A 16892-nucleotide genomic window follows, 5' to 3' on the forward strand; every position below is an offset into this window, starting at 1 on the left:
TAGGATGCCGCCATGTCCAGCCCCCACCCGCCTGCCCATCCACCGGTCGGCACCCTGCTGCGCGAATGGCGCCAGCGCCGCCGCCGCAGCCAGCTCGACCTCGCATTGGATGCCGAGGTTTCCACCCGGCATCTCAGCTATGTCGAATCCGGCCGCGCCAGCCCGAGCCGGGAGATGGTGCTGCGCCTGGCAGCCCAGCTCGACGTGCCGCTGCGCGCCCGCAACACGCTGCTGCTGGCCGCCGGCTACGCCCCCGCCTATCGGGAGGATGCGGCGATGGAGGGTGTGCGGGAGGCGCTGCAGATGATCCTGGACGCGCAGGCCCCCAATCCTGCCCTGGCGGTGGACCGCCACTGGCAGCTGGTGGCGGCGAATGCGGTGCTGCCGAAGCTGCTGGCAGGCCTCGATGCCGCGCTGCTGGCACCGCCGGTGAATGTGCTGCGCCTCAGCCTGCATCCGGCCGGGCTGGCGGCGCGTATCGCGAACCTGTCCGAGTGGCGCGCCCATGTGCTGGAACGGCTGCACCGGCAGGTGGAGGCAAGCGGCGATCCGGTGCTGGCCGATCTGCTGGCCGGGCTGCGCGCGCTGCCCGCCCCGCCCCCTTCGGCGCCCAGCAGCCCGGGGCTGGCCCCCGGCGGCGTGGTGGTGCCGCTGCTGCTGGACAGTGCTGCCGGGCGCCTCGCCTTGCTGTCCACCACCACCGTCTTCGGCACGCCGGTGGAGGTGACGCTGTCCGAACTGGCGATCGAGGCCTTCTACCCGGCCGATGCCGAAACGGCCGCGCGCCTGCGGGCGCTAGCCTAGCGCCGCCTGCACCCAGCGCGCGGTGGCCAGCAGCGCCGGGTCTTCCGCGATCCGGCCGACTAGCTGCACGCCCATCGGCAATCCCTTCGGCCCCGTACCGACGGGGATGGTCACGTTCGGCCCGTACAGCAGCGTCCAGAGCAGGTTGAAGGTGGCGTCGCCAGTATAGGCCAGCCCCTCCGGCGCCTCGCCCGGGGCCGAGGGGGTCAGCACCGCGTCGAAGCCGGCGGTCCAGTCCAGGAAGGCTGCGCGGGCGGCCATGGCGGCGCGTCGCGCCTCGCCGAGCTTGGCCGGCGGGAAGCCGCTGGCCCAGTCCAGCCGGTCCAGCAGCACGGCGGAAATCTGCGCCCGCGCCTCGGCATATTCCCAGGCGAGGCCCTGCCGGGTTTCCATGTTCATCATGTAGGGGTGCAGCTCGGCCGCCTGCAGCAGGGCATCCGGCAGGGGCGCCTCCACCACCTCCGCCCCGGCGGCGCGGGCGGCGTCCGCGGCGCGGTGCAGCAGCGCCACCGTCTCCGCCGTCGCATCGCCCGGCGCCTGGCCCAGGCTGAGCAGCAGCCGCGGCGCGCGGTCCCGCTTCGCCTCCGGGTCCTGGTAGTCGCGGCCTGTCATGGCGCCCATCGCCAGCGCGCAATCGGCGACGCTGCGGGCCATGATGCCGATGGTGTCGAGGCTTTCCGAACACACCTTCATGCCGCCCCGGTGGAAGGTGCCGTAGGTCGGCTTGAAGCCGACCACGCCGCAATAGGCCGCCGGCCGCACGATGCTGCCCGCGGTCTGCGTGCCGAAGGCGATCGGCGCCATGAAATCCGCCACGGCGGCGGCGGAGCCGGAGGAAGATCCGCCGGGGGTATGCGCGGCGTTGTGCGGGTTGCTGGTGGCGCCCGGGCTGCGGGTGGCGAATTCGGTGGTGACGGTCTTGCCGATGATCACGCCGCCGGCCGCCTTCGCCGCGGCCACCGCCGCCGAATCGCCGCGCGGCCGGTGCCCGGCCCAGATCGGCGAGCCATAGCCGGTCGGCATGTCGCCCGTATCCAGCACGTCCTTCACCGCCACCGGAATGCCGGTGAGCGGGCCGGGCCGGGCCTTTGCCGCGTTGCGTCGCGCCTGGGCGGGATCGAGGTGGATGAAGGCGCGCACCGCCGGCTCCCGCGCCGCGGCGCGGGCCAGGCAGGCCTCCATCAGATCCGTGGCGGTAAGCCGGCCGGCGGCGATGGCGCGGGCGGCTTCGGTGGCGGTCATGCGGTTCGGTTCGGTCATGGGCGCATCACGCCACGCCGCAAGGCGTTTGCGAAGACTCCGCAAGGCGTTTGCGAAGACTCCCAGCAGCGTTTGCGAAGCCGCTCGCCGATGCCACATAGAAGACCATGCCCGAGCAAGCGATCACCCTGGCCGCCGCCGAAGACGGCAGCCTGTCTTATGCCATCCCGCTGTCCCCCGAAGCCCTGCCCGCCGTCAGCCCCACGGCGCTGCTCGGCGCCTGGGATGCGGCGCGCGCGCATGCCCAATCCGGCCGCTGGGGACCGGTGCGGCGCATGCTGTTCCGCGGGCCGGAGGGTGCCGCCATCGTCTTCGCCATCGCCGACCGTGATGCGCGGTCCTGGGCCGAGGCGGTGGACCGGCGCGCGGACCTCGCCACCCTGCCGGGACTCGCGCTGTGCCTGCGGCTGCTGGCGCTGGTCGAGGTGATGGGGCGCAGCGGCTGGATGGCCGGATTGTTCACCGTCACGGCCGATGGGGTGGAGATGCACCCTTCCCTGTTGCGCGCCGCCGCCGCCATGCCGCTGGATGCCGGTGCCAGGTTCGACGCGGAGGCGCTTCGGGGTTTATTGTCGCGCGCGCTGCCCGCATCCCGCGTCCCGGCCTGACGCCCGCCCGAAAGTCCCCTTCATGCCCCGCCACCAAGCCCTTCCCCTGACCGCCCTGCTGCTGGGCCTCACGGGTTGCAGCCTGCCACTGCCGACGCCGATTTCCGCGCCGCCGCCGCCGCCCCCCGGGCAGCGCGACGCCGCCTATGAGGCCTGCCGGGCCGAGGCGACGCGGGTGGTGCAATACCGCGAGCGCGGCCAGCAGATGCGCACCGACGAGACCGAGTCGAGCCGCGGCACCCTGTCCGTCGCCCCCTATAGCCGGGTCGAGTCGGATCGCGGCGCGCAGCAGATCGACCGCGACCGGCTGATCGCCGACTGCCTCCGGGCGGCCCCGGCCACCCCTCTCGCCCCGCCGCAACGCACCCGCTGACGCGGGGTGGCGTCCTCCAACGCGCTCGCGCGCGCGCTTTCCACGCGCGACTCGCGGCTGTTCTTTGCCGGCTCGATGGTCGCCTGGACCGGGCTGTGGATGCAGCGGATCGCGGTGTCCTGGCTCGCCTGGGAACTGACCGGCAGCGCCTTCTGGGTCGGCATGGTGGCATTCTGCGACCTGGCGCCCGCGGTGCTGATCAGCCCCCTGGCCGGCGCCATGGCGGACCGCGTGGACCGCGTGAAGCTGGCGATGTGGACCCAGGTGGCGATCGCCCTGCAGGCCATGGCAGTGGCCGGGCTGACCTATAGCGGCCACATGACCATCGCCCTGCTCCTGGTGCTCGAGGTCTGCGGCGGCACCGCCTCCAGCTTCGCCCAGCCGGCGCGGCAGACACTGATGCCCGGCATCGTCGCCCGCGCCGACCTGCCCGCCGCGGTGGCCGCCAATTCGCTGTGCTTCGCCGTGGCGCGCTTCATCGGGCCGGCCATCGCCGGGCCGGTGATCGCCATCTGGGGCGTGGTGCCGGCCATCGCCGGCAATGCGGTGGGCTACCTGTTCGCCTGCCTGACCATCGCGCTGCTGCGGGTCGACCCGAAGGAACGCCGCGGCCACCCGGTGTCCAAGAGCCTGGGCGCGGAGGTGGTGGAAGGGCTGCGCTACGCCGCGCGCCACCCCGGCCTTGGCCCGCTGCTGCTGTATGCGGCGCTGGGCGCGCTGATGCTGCGTGGCGTGCAGGAAATCCTGCCCCCCTTCGTCGAGCGGCTGTTTGGCCGCGGCGCGGAGAGCCTGGCGGTGCTGACCGCCTGCTTCGGCATCGGCGCGCTGATCACCGGCCTGTGGGTCGCCTCCCGCGGGCGGCTGGAGGGGGTGACGCGGCTGGCGATCTTCGGCGCGCTGGCGCAGGCGATCGCGACGGTGGGCTTCGTGGCGACGGGGTATTTCCCGCTCGGCATGCTGTGCGCCGCGCTGATCGGCGGCTTCGCCTCGATGCACGGAATCAGCGTGCAGACCCTGATCCAGAGCGCGACGGACCCGACCTATCGCGGCCGCATGCTGAGCCTCTGGGGCCTGATCACCCGTGCCTTCCCGGCGCTCGGCGCGCTGGGGCTCGGTGCGGCGGGAGAGGTGTTCGGCCTGCAATGGCCGACCCTGGTGGCCGTGGCACTGTTCCTCGGCGTGTTCGGCTGGGGCATGACACGGCTGCGGCGGATGGAAGCCGAGTTGGAAGGCCCGCCGGCAAGCCCGGGTGGCGAGACAGGGAGATCGTGATGCTGAACGCGGCAATCGTGGGCATGGGCCGCTGGGGCCAGATGCTGGTCAACAGCGTGCAGGGCCAGCAGGGGGCACCGATCCGCTTCGTCGCGGGCAGTACCCGCAGCCCGGACAAGGCGCGCGACTGGGCGGGGCAGCAACGCATCCGCATCCTGCCGGATTTCGCCAGCGTGCTGGCGGACCCGGAGGTGCAGGCCGTGGTGCTGGCCACGCCGCACGCCCAGCACGCGGAACAGGTGATCGCCGCCGCCCGCGCCGGCAAGCATGTGTTCGTCGAGAAGCCTTTCACGCTGGACCGCGCCAGCGCCGCCGCCGCGGTGCAGGCCTGCAGGGAGGCCGGGGTGGTGATGGCGCTCGGCCACAACCGCCGCTTCCTGCCGGCGGTGGCGCAGATGAAGGCGATGCTGGCGGATGGCAGCCTCGGCACGCTGCTGCATGTCGATGGCCAGTTCAGCGGGCCCGGCGCGCGCGGCTACCAGCCAGGCATGTGGCGGGCGGACCGCGCCGAAAGCCCGCTGGGCGGCATGGGCGGCATGGGCATCCACATGATCGACATGATCATCCACCTGGCCGGGCGCTTCCGGCAGGTGACGGTGCAGAGCCATGCGCTGGTCTCGAAGACCATCGACGACACCACGGCGATGCTCGGCCTGCTGGAATCGGGCGCCACCGTGAATTTTGCGACCTTGGCGCTCACCCCCTCCTTCTGGCGGGTGGCGCTATACGGCACCGAGGGAATCCTGGTGCTGCAGGGCCATGAGAACCTGTCCTTCACCCCGCGGGAGGGTGAGCCCTGGGTGAAGACCTATCCGAAGACCGACATCGAAGCCGCTGAACTTGCGGCCTTCGCGGCGGCCGTCGCCGGCGGCCCGGCCTATCCGCTGCCGGTCGACCAGGCGATCCATGGCGTCGCGGTGTTCGAGGCGATGATCGGCGCCGCCGCCTCCGGCAGCAGCTACGCCGTGGTGGCGTAGGCTGGCGCGGGTGCGGTAGCCTCGGCGCATGACGAAGCGCCGCACCCTGCTGACCTGCCTGCCCATCGCGCTCGCCCCGGGCGCGGCGGGCGCCTTCCGGCTCGAGGCGCCATCGGCCGAGACCGCCGCCGACTACGGCAGCGGCTGCCCGGACGCCCATGCGGCGCTGCGGGCGGAGGTGGAGCGGATGCTGGAAGGCCGGAAGCTGCCCCCGGCGCTGGAGCCGCGCATCGCGAGCCTGGCGCGCTGCCCCTTCTGCGGCTGCGCGGTGGCCGGCGCGGCCGATCACGGCGAGGATCGCCCCCCGACCGGGGGCTGATGCCGTTGCCTCACCTTGCCGCCTCGGGCGACGCGGCTTAGGACAATCGCGCCAAAACCGCTCCAGGAGCATATGCGCAATGTCCAAGATCACCCGCCAGGGCAGCAACCCGATCCTGTCCTCCTCGGTCGAGTACCACAACTTCGTCTACCTGGCCGGCATGACGGCGGATGACCTGTCGCAGGACATCGCCGGGCAGACCCAGCAGGTGCTCGCCAAGATCGACGCCGCGCTGGAAGCCAATGGCACGGACAACACCCGCCTGCTGCAGGCGCAGATCTGGCTGAAGGACATCCGCGACCGCGACGCGATGAACAAGGTGTGGGTCAACTGGCTGGGCGAGGCCGGCCGCCCGGTGCGCGCCTGCGTCGAGGCGAACATGGCCGACCCGCGCCACCTGGTGGAGATCATGGTCACCGCCTGCCGCTGAGCTTCGCGTTCGCTTCACCCCCCGCGTGGCTAACGCCCGCGGGGGTTTTTTATTGCCGAATGGACAGGATCCATTCCGCGCCGACATGACAGCCATGTGACTCGATCTGGGCAGCCGGCGAATCCCGTGCCGGAGTGTGACATCCAGGACGCAACACTGTGGCTTCGTGTTTCGCCGTGTTTCATCCTAGGAAGATGATCTGTTCCTGGCCGCCGGCGGGGTGTCGACCCCGACAATTCACCTCGTATTTCAACGCGTATCATCACAGCGGGTTGCCCGCCCCTGTCGCAGACGGTTACCGCAGCACTCAGGACGCGCCATCCGGGCCGGCCGAGGCAAGACAGGGGATCGTAGATGCGGGCAAAACGCACGCTTGCAGCACTCTGTGTCCTGCTGGGCACCGCCCTGATGCAGGTGCCGGCCGAGGCTTCCGAACGCGGCCCGCGCACGGCTCAGAAGCAGACTCGCCAGGTCCAGCCCGCCACGGCCGCGACCTCCTCCGCCGCGCAGCGTCGTGCCCATGCCGCCGCCCGCGCCACCGCCACCCGCCAGGCCGCAGCCGCCAGCCGGCAGGGCACCGCCGCCCAGCGCCGCCGCGCCGCATCCAGGCAGGAGGCCAGCGCCCAGCAGGGTGCCATGCACACGGCCCAGCAGGGCGTTCTGCACACGGCCCAGCAGGGCGTCATCCACACGGCCCCGCAGGGCCTGCTGCGCCCGGCCTTCGCCATGAGCGCCGGCACGCCGATCCTGCCCGTCTCGGTCGCCTCCAGCCTGTCCTGCGTGCCCTTCGCCCGCATGGCCACCGGCATGAACATCAGTGGCGACGCACGCCTCTGGTGGAGCAACGCGGCCGGCAGCTATGCCCGCGGCAATGCGCCGGAGCGTGGCTCCGTGCTCGCCTTCACCGCCTCGGGCGGCATGCGGCGGGGCCATGTCGCGGTGGTCAGCCGTGTGGTCGGCCCGCGCACCATCCATATCGATCATTCCAACTGGGGCGGCCCGGGCATCCGCCGCGGCAGCGTCATGCGCGGCGTCGTGGTGATGGACGTCTCCGACCGCAACGACTGGACGGCGGTGCGCGTGCAGGTCGGCCAAGACAGCGGCAATTTCGGTCGCACCTATCCGACGCATGGCTTCATCTACAACCGCCCCGCCGGCACACGGATGATGACGGCCGCGGCGCAGCGCTTGACCGAGGTGGCCGAATACCCCTCCCCGCACGCCGCGCAGCACCATCGCCTGGCGGCGCAACTCCTGGATCGCTAGGGCGTCTCGCCCCCGTAGACTGGGGTGCTTGTCATGCATGAACGCGGCGCCGATGGCGCGGAACGGCTGCTGCTGGCGGATAGCGCCAGCCAGGGCGGCCAGATCCCCAACAACCCACGCCTGCCCGTGCTGCTGCATCGTGGCGCAACCACGCCGGGCGACCCGGCGGCGGCGGAGGCACTGTTCGCCCGCCATGGCTGGCCGCCGGCCTGGCGTAACGGGATCTACGACTTCGACCACTACCACCCGAACGCGCATGAGGCGCTGGCCATCGCCCAGGGCCATGTGCGCGTGCGCCTGGGCGCGGAAGCCGGGGTGACGCTGGAGCTGGTGGCCGGGGATGTGGTGGTGCTGCCGGCGGGCACGGCGCATCGCAACCTGGGCCAGTCGGCGGATCTGCTGGTGGTCGGCGCCTATCCGCCCGGCGACCCGCCGGAGCAGTTCACCGGGCGGCCGGGGGAGCGGGAACGGGCGCTTCACGCCATCCCCGCAACGCCGGACCCGCCCTGCGACCCGGTGACCGGGCTGGCGTACCGCTAGCCCGCGATGCGGGCCAGCGCCGCGTCCAGCCGGGCCATCTCGGCCTGGGCGGCGGCGAGGCGTTCGCGGTTTTCCTCCACCACCTCCTCCTTCGCCCGCGCGACGAAATCGCCGTTGCCGAGCTTGGCGGCGATCTTGCCGGCCTCGCCCTCCGCCTTGGCGCGTTCCTTGGCGAGGCGGGCGCGTTCGGCCGAGAGGTCGATGACATCGGCCAGCGGCAGCATCACCGTCGCCTCCCCCACCACCACCTGCGCCACGCCCTTCGGCACGGCGCCGTCCAGCGGCAGGACCTCGGTGGCACGCGCCATGCGGCGGATCACGTCGATCCAGGCCTCCGCACGGGCGAGCGTGGTTCCTGAAGCGCCCGAGAGCAGCAGCGGCACGGTGACGGAGGGCGGCACGTTCATCTCGGCGCGAACGCCGCGCACCTCGCCGATCAGGCCGACGAGCCAGTCCAGTTCCTCCCGCGCCGCCTCGGCATCCGCCACCGGCACGGCGCCGGGCCATTCCGCGCGGATCAGGGTGCATTCGGCGCCGTAGCCGAATTCGGCATGCAGGGCTTCGGTCATGAAGGGCATGGCGGGGTGCAGCAGCTTCAGGATGGTGCCGAAGACATGCTGGGCGGCGCCCTTCACCTCGTCCTTCGCGGGCCCATCCGGGCCGTTCAGCACCGGCTTCGCGAATTCCAGGAACCAGTCGCAGAAGCTGCCCCAGACGAAGCGGTAGGCGGCGCCGGCATATTCGTCGAAGCGGAACGCCTCCAGCGCCGTCGTCGCCTCCGCCACCGCCCGGTTGGACCCATCGAGGATCCAGCGCGCCAGCGGCGTCTTCGCGGAGGCCGGATCGAAGGCCGGATCGGCCTTGATGCCGTTCATCTCCAGGAAGCGCGCCGCATTCCAGATCTTGGTGCCGAACGACCGGAAGTCTTCCACGCGCTTGCGGCCGAGCTTCACGTCACGGCCCGGCCCGGTGAGTGAGGCGATGGTGAAGCGCAACGCATCGGTGCCATAGGCCTCGATCAGCTCCAGGGGATCCATGACGTTCCCCTTGGATTTCGACATCTTCTGGCCCTTCTCATCCCGGACCAGGCCGTGGATGTAGACCTTCTCGAAGGGCACCTGGCCGTCCATGAAATGGATGCCCATCATCATCATCCGGGCGACCCAGAAGAAGATGATGTCGAAGCCCGTCACCAGCACGTCGCCCGGATAATACTTCGCCAGTTCCGGCGTCCTGTCCGGCCAGCCCAAGGTGCTGAAGGGCCAGAGCGCGCTACTGAACCAGGTGTCCAGCACGTCCGGGTCGCGCACCAGTTCCACGTCGCGGCCGAATTTGGCCTTCGCGGCGGCGCGGGCTTCCTCCTCGGTCTTGGCGACGAAGACCTCGCCATCCGGCGCGTACCAGGCCGGGATCTGGTGGCCCCACCAGAGCTGGCGGGACACGCACCAGGGCTGGATGTCGCGCATCCAGGCGAAGAAGGTGTTCTCCCACTGGCGCGGCACGAAGACGGTCTGGCCGGTCTCCACCGCCTTGATGGCGGGCTGCGCCAGGGTCTTGGCGTCCACATACCACTGCATGGTCAGGCGCGGCTCGATCGGCACGCCGGAGCGGTCGCCATGCGGCACCTGGTTCACATGCGGCTCCACCGCCGCCAGCAGCTCCATCTCCTCCAGCTTGGCGATGATGGCCTTGCGCGCGGCGAAGCGGTCCTGGCCTTCCAGGCTGCGGACGAAGGCGTCCTCCGCCCAGGGGCCGAGGATCTCGGCCAGCGTCACCTTGGCATCGGCATCGAGGACTGAGGGGCTGGCCAGGCCGTGCCGCTTGCCGACCTCGAAATCGTTGAAGTCATGCGCGGGGGTGATCTTCACCGCGCCGGTGCCCTTCTCCGGGTCCGAATAGGCATCCGCCACCACCGGGATGCGGCGGCCGGTCAGCGGCAGCAGCAGGTGCTTGCCGACCAGGTCGGTGTAGCGTTCATCCTCGGGGTGCACGGCCACCGCCGTGTCGCCCAGCATGGTCTCCGGCCGCGTGGTGGCGACGGTGACGAAGCGGCCCGGCTCGCCCTCCACCGGGTAGCGCAGGTGCCAGATATGGCCCTTCACCTCCCGGCTCTCGACTTCCAGGTCGGAGATCGCGGTCTGGAACACCGGGTCCCAGTTCACCAGGCGCTTGTCGCGATACAGCAGGCCCTGGCTGTGCAGGGTGACGAAGACCTCCCGCACCGCCTCGGACAGGCCCTCATCCATGGTGAAGCGTTCCCGCGGCCAATCCAGGCTGGCGCCGAGACGGCGGAGCTGGCGGGTGATGGTGCCGCCGGATTCGCGCTTCCACTCCCAGACATTGGCGAGAAACGCCTCCCGCCCCATCTCGCGCCGCTTCAGGCCCTGGGAGGCGAGCAGGCGTTCCACCACCATCTGCGTCGCGATGCCGGCATGGTCCGTGCCCGGCTGCCACAGCGCGTCCCGGCCCTGCATCCGGCGGAAGCGGGTCAGGATGTCCTGCACCGTCATGGTCAGCGCGTGGCCGATATGCAGGCTGCCCGTGACGTTGGGCGGCGGGATCATGATGGTGAACGGCTTTGCCGCACTCTCCGGATGCGCCGCGAAGGCGCCGGAATCCTCCCAGCCCTGGTACAGGCGGGGTTCGATGGTGGCGTGGTCGAAGGTCTTGTCGAGCATGCGGCATCCCTTCCCCGCCGGCCTGTTTCCGTCAAGGGGCGGCTGGACGGTGGCAGGCCCGCGGCGCATAGGATTCAGCCTGGGTTGGAGACAAAACCATGCACAAGATCGGTCGCCGTCCACTTCTGGCGGGGCTCGCGGGCGCGACGCTCGCCGCCCCCGCGCTGGGTCAGCCTGCCTGGCCGAACGGCCCGATCCGCATCATCGTCCCCTTCCCGCCCGGCGGCAGCGTGGACACCATCACCCGCCTGCTGCAGCCGCGGCTGACGGCAGAGCTTGGCGTTCCGGTGGTGATCGAGAACCGGCCCGGCGCCTCCGGCGCGCTCGGCACCGCCGCCGCCGCGCGGGCCGCACCGGATGGCAATACCTGGGTGACAGTCTTCGACAGCCACTCCGTGAATCCCTCCTTCATCAGCAATCTCGGCTTCGATGCGAAGCGGGACCTGGTGCCGGTGATGCAGATCGGCGCCGCGCCCATGCTGATCACCACCCACAACTCCCGCCCCTGGCGGAAGCTGGAGGAGGTGATCGCGGCGGCCAAGGCGGCACCGGATACCATCACCTATGGCAGCATCGGCGTCGGCAGCCTGTCGCACCTCACCATGTCGCTGATGCAGCAGCGCGGCGACTTCAAGATGGTGCATGTGCCCTATCGCGGCGGCGGCCCGATGAGCGCAGCCGCCGCGGCCGGGGAGCTGGACCTGCCGATGGCGAGCAATGCCGGTCTCGGCGGCCAGGTGGGCCAGTCCCTGCGCCCGCTGGCGCAGACCGGCGGCCAGCGTTCCGCGCTGTTCCCGGACCTGCCGACGGTGGCCGAATCGGGTGTGCCGGGCATCGACGCCAAGGCCTGGTGGGCGGTGCTCGGCCGCGCCGGCACGCCGGAGCCGATCATCCGCCGCTTCCACGCCGCGCTGGCCAAGGCGCTGGAGGTGCCGGAAGTGCGGGCGCGGCTGACCAGCCCGATGGGGGTGGAGATCATCGCCTCCTCCCCCGAGGATTTCGGCCGCTTCCTGGATGGGCAGATGGCGACCTGGGCCGCGGTGATCCGCGACAACAACATCAAGCCGGACTGAGGCCCGGCAGCGGGTGGATCAGGGCGCGGCGCGCCGGGGGGCTCAGGGCGCGGCGCGCCGGGGATCTCAGGGCGCGGCGCGCCTGGGAACTCAGGGCGCGGCGCGCCTGGGAACTCAGGGCGCGGCGCGCCGGGGGGCTCAGGGCGCGGCGCGCCCGATCACCCGCTCGATCTCAACCCGCACCAGCCGCTCCACCAGGGGCGGCAGGTGCTGGTCCAGCCAGGCCTTCAGCAGCGGCCGGATCTCCTCCCGCACCACATCCTCGATCGAGGGGCCACCGCGATGCACGATGGCGCTGCGCTCCTCCGCCACGCTGCGCAGCAGGGTGGCGAGGGTGGCGGTGGTCGCGGCGGCGACGGCGGGCGCGATCAGCCCCTCCGCCGCGGACATCACATTGGCCACCGTCATCTCCGGGTCGGAGGCCGGCTGCGGCCGCGGTTCCGGGCGCGGCTCGGGCGTTGCCGCGGCACGCGGCGGCGGCGGCGGCGGTTCCGGCTCGGGTTCCGGCTCCGGCTCCGGTTCAGGCTCCGGCTCCGGCGGCGGCGGCGCGGCCACCAGCATCGCCTCGGTCAGGTCCAGCGGCTCCGGCTCCGCCGCCTTGTTGTCCTGCGCGTCCTGCGCCTCATCCTCGTTCAGGATCCGGCGGATCGAGGCGAGGATGTCATCCATCGCCGGATCCGTGCCGCCGCCCGGGCGGCCGGGCTGCCCCGCGCCGCTCATGCCTCAGCGCCCCTGCGCGGCATAGTCGCCGAAGCCTGCCCAGCGGTTGCGCACCGCATTGTAGTAGGCCTCCATGTCATAGATCTGCACCGGCAGGCTGAGATCGCGTGCCGTGAGGCGCCCGACCGAGGCCGCCAGGCTGTGCGAGGCGGTGATCACATTGGCCAGCGCGCGCACCAGGCTGACGCGGGCGTTCAGCAATTCCTGCTCGGCATTCAGCACGTCGAGCGTGGTGCGGCTGCCGACGATGGCTTCCCGCTGCACGCCATCCAGCGCGATCTCGGCCGCGCGGATCTGCGCGCGCACGCTCTCCACCTGGGCGCGGGCGGCGGTCAGCGTTTCCCAAGCCGAGGTCGCCTGCTGGGTCGCCTGGCGCCGCTGGTCATCGACCAGCTGCCGCGCCTGCTGCGCCGTCTGCCGTGCCTGGCGCACCTGGGCGTATTCGGCGCCGCCCTGGTACAGCGGCACCGTCAGGTTCGCCGTCACCTGGCTGCCGGTGACGCGGTTGTCGGGGGCGGAGCTGTTGTCGTTGCGGAAGGTGCTGCCGTTCAGGCTGACCTGCGGCAGCAGGGAGGAGAAGTTCACATCGATCAGGTCGCGCGCCGCGGCCTCGTCGAACAGGGCGGCGACCACGTTGGGGTTGTTCAGGCCGGCCAGCGTGCCGGCCTCCGCCGCCGTGGCCAGCGGCACGCGCAGCGGCTGCGGCGCCACCAGGCGCTGCGGCGGCTGGCCGACCAGGCGGGCGAAGCTGGCGCGGGATTGCTGCAGCCGCCCCTCGGCATCGGCGCGGGCGGCGCGGGTGCCGGCCAGGCGGCTTTCCGCCTGTGCCACGTCGGTGCGGGTGATCTCGCCAACCCGGAAGCGTTCGTTGGTGGCCTGGAGCTGGCGGGTCAGCACCTGCTCGTTGTTGATGTTGAGGCGCACTTCCTCCTGGTCGCGGATCACGGCGACATAGGCGTTCACCGTATCCGAGAGGATCTGCTGCTCGGTCGCCAGCAGCCGCGCGCGCTGCGCCAGCACCTGGTTCTCCGCCCGGCGGACGGAAGCCGTGGTGCGGCCGCCGCGGTACAGCGGCTGGCTGACGGTGGCCTGGAGCGTCGCCGGATTGCGGTCCAGGCTGGTGCGGTTGCTGGTGGAGGTGTTGGTGCTGCGGCCCTGCGCGGTGCCGACGCTGCCGGCCACCTGCACGGTCGGGCGCCAGCCGGACAGCGCCTGGGGCACGTTCTCATCCACGGCGCGAAGCTGGGCGCGGGCGGCCTGCAGGTTCGGGTTGTTGGCGTAGGCCATGGCCAGCGCCTCCTGCAGCGACTGCGCCGCGGCGGGGGCGATCAGCGCCGGCGGGGCGATCAGCAGCGCCGCGAGCGCCAGGGTGGTACGGGAGAACTTCATCGGACTGCGGCTCCTACGGCCCGCGAAGCGGGGCGGGTCTTCATTTCACCTGCACCAGATCTTCCGCATCCATGGTCCCGCCGCAGCGGGGCCACGCATCAGAAGACGAAGGCCGGGGCGGGCTGGAACGCGGGCAAGGGCAGCGTGGCGCAATCGAAGGCATCCGTCACGCTGAAGCTGCCGCCATGGCGCACGCCCCACACGGCGCGGGCGGAAACGCCGCGATCGGCCGCCGCCAGGACCGTGGCTAGGCGGCCACCTTCCGCGAGTTGCGCCGCGATGGAATCGGGCACCGAGGGCACCTCGCCCTCGATCAGGATGACATCATAGGGCGCACCGGCGGCATGCCCCTGGGCCGGATCGGCCTGCACCAAGGTCACCGCCCCGGCGGGCAGCAGCCCGTCCAGCGCCCGGCGCGCAAGGGCGAACAGGGCGGGATCCGATTCGACCGCGACCACCGGCGCGCCACAGGCCGCCGCCACGGCGGCCGCGTAGCCGGTGCCGGCGCCGAGCACGAGCATCCGGTCGCCATCGCGGATCCGCAGCAACTGCAGCAGCCGCGCGATCGCCATCGGTTGCATCAGGGCGCGGCCGCCGTCGAGGCGGACATCCTCATCCGCATAGGCGCGGGCGGCCAGATTGGCCGGCAGGAAGCGTTCCCGCGGCAGATCGCCCATCGCGGCCAGCAGCCGCGGGTCGGTCACCTTGTTCGGCCGCAACTGGCCATCCACCATGAAGCGGCGCGCCGCCGCCATGCCGTGCTCCGCATCCGCCATGGCACGCGATTCCGCGTGAAGCACGGCACGCGATTCCGCGTGATCCAGGTCCATTGTCGCCGCCTTGTCCATGGCGCCGCTTATACGTCCGGGGCGCCCGACGGCCAAGCAGCACTTCCGCGACGCAGCATCCACGCCAACCGTTGCCGAAGCCTTCACAAGCGCGTCCAGCGGACTCTTGACCAGCGGCCCGCCCTGCCGGATAGAGGCGCCGCTTCCTGCGTGGTACGCTACGCATGAGGCCGCTTCCTGCGTGGCTCGCCACGCATGGGGCCGCGTGGCAGAGTGGTGATGCAGCGGACTGCAAATCCGTATATGCCGGTTCGATTCCGGCCGCGGCCTTTCTTCTTCCCCATCCAACGCCAATCGGCATTGGGCGGGTTTACCAAGGACCGGGTGCTTGCTATAGCCCGGTTCACTGGCTGATCCGGCGTGGCGCAGCGGTAGCGCAGCGGACTGTTAATCCGTTGGTCGTTGGTTCGAATCCAACCGCCGGAGCCAATTCTCTCCACCCTTCCAAGCCTGCATCAACGGCCGCCTGAGCCGGCGATGATGGTTGCCGTCCAGGACCCGCCAAGCCCGTATGCAGGGCGAAGGCGCCCGCCTTGCTGCGGCGCCAGGGCGGCGCGCCCCTGGCCGGAACGTGATGAACATCCATCGCGCCACCGCTTGCCGCCGGCGGCGCCACGGGCGATGCGTAAGAATTAAAGACAGAACAGGACAGACGGAGCGGGTGGACAGCTCGATCGATTCCCGCGCCATCCACACCGTCTCGGCCCGCCCCCGAAACGTGCCGCGCCTTGCCCTGTTCGACCTGGACGGCACCCTGGCCGATAGCCGCGACTTGATGTTCGAGGCGCTGGACCAGGCCGCGCGCCATTTCGGCTTCCGCCGCATCGACAGGACCGAGGCCGAGGCGCTGCGTGACCGCGATGCGCGCACCATCCTGCGCGTGCTCGGCGTGCCGCTGTGGAAGCTTCCGAGCATCGCGGCGCATATCAAGGGCCTGGCCACCGCCGCCCCGCCGCCACCGCTGTTCCCCGGCACCACCGCCATGCTGGCACGGCTACGCGCGGCGGGGGTGACGCTGGCGCTGGTCTCCTCCAATTCCGAGGTGAATGCGCGCCGCGCGCTGGGCGCCGAAGCGTCCTGCTGCATCGGGCACTGGGCCTGCGACGCCACACTGTTCGGCAAGGCATCCCGATTCCGCCAGGTGCTGCGGCGCACCGGGCTGCTGCCGGGCGAGGCGATCGCCATCGGCGACGAGTTGCGCGACATCGCCGCCGCCCGCAGCGCCGGGCTGGTCGCCGGCGCGGTGGCCTGGGGCTACGCCCTGCCCTCCGCGCTGGCAGCGGCGGAGCCGGATATCCTGTTCGCCAGCATGGCGGAGATTCCGGCCTTCTTCGCCGCCTGACCTAGGATTGCGGCATCCCCTCCGGGATCACCGTCGCCACCAGGCTGGAATCCAGCGCCTCATATTCGTGGTAGCCGATGGTGGCGTAGAGCTGCGCGCGGGTCTGCATGCGGTCCAGCATCTTCATCGTGCCGCCATCGCGGTTGATGGCGGCGTAGAGCTCCTCCATCGCGCGGGCGGCCACGCGCAGATGGCTGACCGGCCAGATCACCATGGCATAGCCGAGGTCCTCGAATTCCTGCGCCGTGAAGAAGGGCGTGCGGCCGAATTCGGTCATGTTCGCCAGCAGCTTCACCCCGGGCATCCGGCGGGCGAATTCGGCGAACATGTCGCGGGTCACCAGGGCTTCCGGGAAGATCGCATCGGCGCCGGCGTCCAGGTACATCTGCGCCCGCGCCACGGCCGCATCCATGCCCTCGCTGGCCACGGCATCCGTCCGGGCAATGATATACAGGTGCTTCCGCGCCTTGCGGGCGGCGGCGACCTTGGCCGCCATGTCCCGCGCATCGGCCAGCTTCTTGTCGTTCAGATGGCCGCATTTCTTCGGCAGCAGCTGGTCTTCCAGATGCACCGCGGCGGCGCCGGCTTCCTCGAAGCTCCGCACCATGTGCATGACGTTCAGCGCCTCCCCATACCCCGTATCGCCATCCACCAGGATCGGCAGGCCGGAGGCGCGGGCAACCTGGCGGATGTGGAAGGCGACGTCGTCCACCGTGATCATGCCGAGATCGGGCAGGCCCATGGTGGCGGACATGGCGGCGCCCGACATGTAGAGCGACTCGAAGCCCGCCTGCTTCGCCAGCAGCGCCGCGATGCCGAGATGCGCCCCCGGCATCTGCAGGATCTGCGGCCGTTCGAGCAGCGCGCGGAAGCGCTGGCCCGCGGGGGCGTCAGGCAGGTCGTCGGCGATCACATAGGGCATGGCGAAGTGCTCCGGTCAGCTTGCCGCCAGGACTAGAGCATTTTTCCCGCACACGGAATCGCCCGGCCCGA

Annotated in this window: 17 protein-coding genes and 2 tRNA genes; 13 read left to right on the plus strand and 6 right to left on the minus strand. The window is 71.3% G+C overall.

The features are described from left to right. The first annotated feature begins 12 nt into the window (after window positions 1-12). Window positions 13-804 (plus strand): helix-turn-helix transcriptional regulator, encoded by a 792-nt coding sequence (locus tag HB662_RS22960; RefSeq protein WP_168053277.1) that lies wholly within the window; start codon window positions 13-15, stop codon window positions 802-804. Here the strand turns inward: HB662_RS22960 and HB662_RS22965 are convergent. Continuing rightward, window positions 796-2064, minus strand: a complete 1269-nt coding sequence (locus tag HB662_RS22965; RefSeq protein ID WP_168053279.1) for an amidase — start codon at window positions 2062-2064, stop codon at window positions 796-798. The genes HB662_RS22960 and HB662_RS22965 overlap by 9 nt on opposite strands. Window positions 2065-2171: 107 nt before the next feature. On the opposite strand from HB662_RS22965, the gene HB662_RS22970 reads away from it, so the two are divergent. The 8 genes from HB662_RS22970 (at window position 2172) to HB662_RS23005 (ending at window position 7849) form a co-directional block, all read left to right on the plus strand. After that, the gene (locus HB662_RS22970) at window positions 2172-2672 is read left to right on the plus strand and encodes a P-loop NTPase family protein (protein WP_245185847.1); all 501 of its coding nucleotides are present in this window, start codon (window positions 2172-2174) and stop codon (window positions 2670-2672) included. A gap of 22 nt (window positions 2673-2694) precedes the next feature. Next, a complete protein-coding gene (locus HB662_RS22975) occupies window positions 2695-3045 on the plus strand; it encodes a hypothetical protein (protein ID WP_168053282.1) in 351 nt (116 codons plus the stop codon). Between the two features lie 6 nt (window positions 3046-3051). Further along, window positions 3052-4317: an MFS transporter gene (locus HB662_RS22980; RefSeq protein ID WP_342449568.1), complete on the plus strand. Its 1266-nt coding sequence runs from the start codon at window positions 3052-3054 to the stop codon at window positions 4315-4317. Then, the gene (locus tag HB662_RS22985; protein ID WP_209443453.1) at window positions 4317-5294 is read left to right on the plus strand and encodes a Gfo/Idh/MocA family protein; all 978 of its coding nucleotides are present in this window, start codon (window positions 4317-4319) and stop codon (window positions 5292-5294) included. Before HB662_RS22980 ends, HB662_RS22985 begins: the two co-directional genes overlap by 1 nt. A 28-nt stretch (window positions 5295-5322) precedes the next feature. After that, a complete protein-coding gene (locus HB662_RS22990; RefSeq protein ID WP_168053287.1) occupies window positions 5323-5613 on the plus strand; it encodes a hypothetical protein in 291 nt (96 codons plus the stop codon). A 79-nt stretch (window positions 5614-5692) separates the two neighbouring features. Continuing rightward, the gene (locus HB662_RS22995; protein WP_168053289.1) at window positions 5693-6043 is read left to right on the plus strand and encodes a RidA family protein; all 351 of its coding nucleotides are present in this window, start codon (window positions 5693-5695) and stop codon (window positions 6041-6043) included. 354 nt (window positions 6044-6397) lie between these two features. Beyond that, window positions 6398-7309, plus strand: a complete 912-nt coding sequence (locus tag HB662_RS23000; protein WP_245185848.1) for a CHAP domain-containing protein — start codon at window positions 6398-6400, stop codon at window positions 7307-7309. Between the two features lie 33 nt (window positions 7310-7342). Further along, window positions 7343-7849: a cupin domain-containing protein gene (locus tag HB662_RS23005; RefSeq protein WP_168053292.1), complete on the plus strand. Its 507-nt coding sequence runs from the start codon at window positions 7343-7345 to the stop codon at window positions 7847-7849. Here HB662_RS23005 and HB662_RS23010 read toward each other — a convergent pair. After that, window positions 7846-10527 carry a valine--tRNA ligase gene (locus HB662_RS23010; protein ID WP_168053306.1) on the minus strand — a complete coding sequence of 894 codons (2682 nt, stop codon included), beginning with the start codon at window positions 10525-10527 and terminating at the stop codon, window positions 7846-7848. The genes HB662_RS23005 and HB662_RS23010 overlap by 4 nt on opposite strands. 98 nt (window positions 10528-10625) lie before the next feature. Here HB662_RS23010 and HB662_RS23015 point away from each other — a divergent pair, with 98 nt between their 5' ends. Further along, window positions 10626-11600 (plus strand): tripartite tricarboxylate transporter substrate-binding protein, encoded by a 975-nt coding sequence (locus HB662_RS23015; protein WP_168053308.1) that lies wholly within the window; start codon window positions 10626-10628, stop codon window positions 11598-11600. Between the two features lie 138 nt (window positions 11601-11738). On the opposite strand, the gene HB662_RS23020 is transcribed toward HB662_RS23015, so the two are convergent. From HB662_RS23020 to HB662_RS23030, 3 genes are all read right to left on the minus strand, one after another. Continuing rightward, window positions 11739-12320 carry a DUF2497 domain-containing protein gene (locus HB662_RS23020; protein ID WP_245185849.1) on the minus strand — a complete coding sequence of 194 codons (582 nt, stop codon included), beginning with the start codon at window positions 12318-12320 and terminating at the stop codon, window positions 11739-11741. Window positions 12321-12323: 3 nt separating this feature from the next. Next, complete coding sequence (locus HB662_RS23025) at window positions 12324-13709, minus strand: TolC family outer membrane protein (RefSeq protein ID WP_168053311.1); 1386 nt, start codon at window positions 13707-13709, stop codon at window positions 12324-12326. 98 nt (window positions 13710-13807) lie between these two features. After that, entirely contained in the window at window positions 13808-14539 is a 732-nt protein-coding gene (locus tag HB662_RS23030; protein ID WP_245185850.1) for a protein-L-isoaspartate O-methyltransferase family protein, read from the minus strand. Between the two features lie 217 nt (window positions 14540-14756). Between HB662_RS23030 and HB662_RS23035 the strand changes: the two genes are divergently transcribed. From HB662_RS23035 to HB662_RS23045, 3 genes are all read left to right on the plus strand, one after another. Continuing rightward, window positions 14757-14827: transfer RNA gene (locus HB662_RS23035), tRNA-Cys, on the plus strand. Between the two features lie 84 nt (window positions 14828-14911). After that, a tRNA-Asn gene (locus HB662_RS23040) sits at window positions 14912-14986 on the plus strand. 232 nt (window positions 14987-15218) lie between these two features. Further along, window positions 15219-15899, plus strand: a complete 681-nt coding sequence (locus HB662_RS23045; protein ID WP_342449569.1) for an HAD hydrolase-like protein — start codon at window positions 15219-15221, stop codon at window positions 15897-15899. Between the two features lies 1 nt (window position 15900). Here HB662_RS23045 and prpB read toward each other — a convergent pair whose 3' ends face one another. Next, window positions 15901-16821: a methylisocitrate lyase gene (gene prpB / locus HB662_RS23050; RefSeq protein ID WP_168053316.1), complete on the minus strand. Its 921-nt coding sequence runs from the start codon at window positions 16819-16821 to the stop codon at window positions 15901-15903. Between the last annotated feature and the right edge of the window lie 71 nt (window positions 16822-16892).

The sequence above is a fragment of the Falsiroseomonas frigidaquae genome, assembly GCF_012163145.1.
Taxonomy (GTDB): Bacteria; Pseudomonadota; Alphaproteobacteria; order Acetobacterales; family Acetobacteraceae; genus Falsiroseomonas; species Falsiroseomonas frigidaquae.

Excerpts from the sequence above, each read along its gene's own strand:
- HB662_RS22960 (WP_168053277.1), top strand. The coding sequence starts at position 13 with ATGTCCAGCCCCCACCCGCCTGCCCATCCACCGGTCGGCACCCTGCTG.
- HB662_RS22965 (WP_168053279.1), bottom strand. The coding sequence starts at position 2,064 with ATGACCGAACCGAACCGCATGACCGCCACCGAAGCCGCCCGCGCCATC.
- HB662_RS22970 (WP_245185847.1), top strand. The coding sequence starts at position 2,172 with ATGCCCGAGCAAGCGATCACCCTGGCCGCCGCCGAAGACGGCAGCCTG.
- HB662_RS22975 (WP_168053282.1), top strand. The coding sequence starts at position 2,695 with ATGCCCCGCCACCAAGCCCTTCCCCTGACCGCCCTGCTGCTGGGCCTC.
- HB662_RS22985 (WP_209443453.1), top strand. The coding sequence starts at position 4,317 with ATGCTGAACGCGGCAATCGTGGGCATGGGCCGCTGGGGCCAGATGCTG.
- HB662_RS22990 (WP_168053287.1), top strand. The coding sequence starts at position 5,323 with ATGACGAAGCGCCGCACCCTGCTGACCTGCCTGCCCATCGCGCTCGCC.
- HB662_RS22995 (WP_168053289.1), top strand. The coding sequence starts at position 5,693 with ATGTCCAAGATCACCCGCCAGGGCAGCAACCCGATCCTGTCCTCCTCG.
- HB662_RS23000 (WP_245185848.1), top strand. The coding sequence starts at position 6,398 with ATGCGGGCAAAACGCACGCTTGCAGCACTCTGTGTCCTGCTGGGCACC.
- HB662_RS23005 (WP_168053292.1), top strand. The coding sequence starts at position 7,343 with ATGCATGAACGCGGCGCCGATGGCGCGGAACGGCTGCTGCTGGCGGAT.
- HB662_RS23010 (WP_168053306.1), bottom strand. The coding sequence starts at position 10,527 with ATGCTCGACAAGACCTTCGACCACGCCACCATCGAACCCCGCCTGTAC.
- HB662_RS23015 (WP_168053308.1), top strand. The coding sequence starts at position 10,626 with ATGCACAAGATCGGTCGCCGTCCACTTCTGGCGGGGCTCGCGGGCGCG.
- HB662_RS23020 (WP_245185849.1), bottom strand. The coding sequence starts at position 12,320 with ATGAGCGGCGCGGGGCAGCCCGGCCGCCCGGGCGGCGGCACGGATCCG.
- HB662_RS23025 (WP_168053311.1), bottom strand. The coding sequence starts at position 13,709 with ATGAAGTTCTCCCGTACCACCCTGGCGCTCGCGGCGCTGCTGATCGCC.
- HB662_RS23030 (WP_245185850.1), bottom strand. The coding sequence starts at position 14,539 with ATGGACCTGGATCACGCGGAATCGCGTGCCGTGCTTCACGCGGAATCG.
- prpB (WP_168053316.1), bottom strand. The coding sequence starts at position 16,821 with ATGCCCTATGTGATCGCCGACGACCTGCCTGACGCCCCCGCGGGCCAG.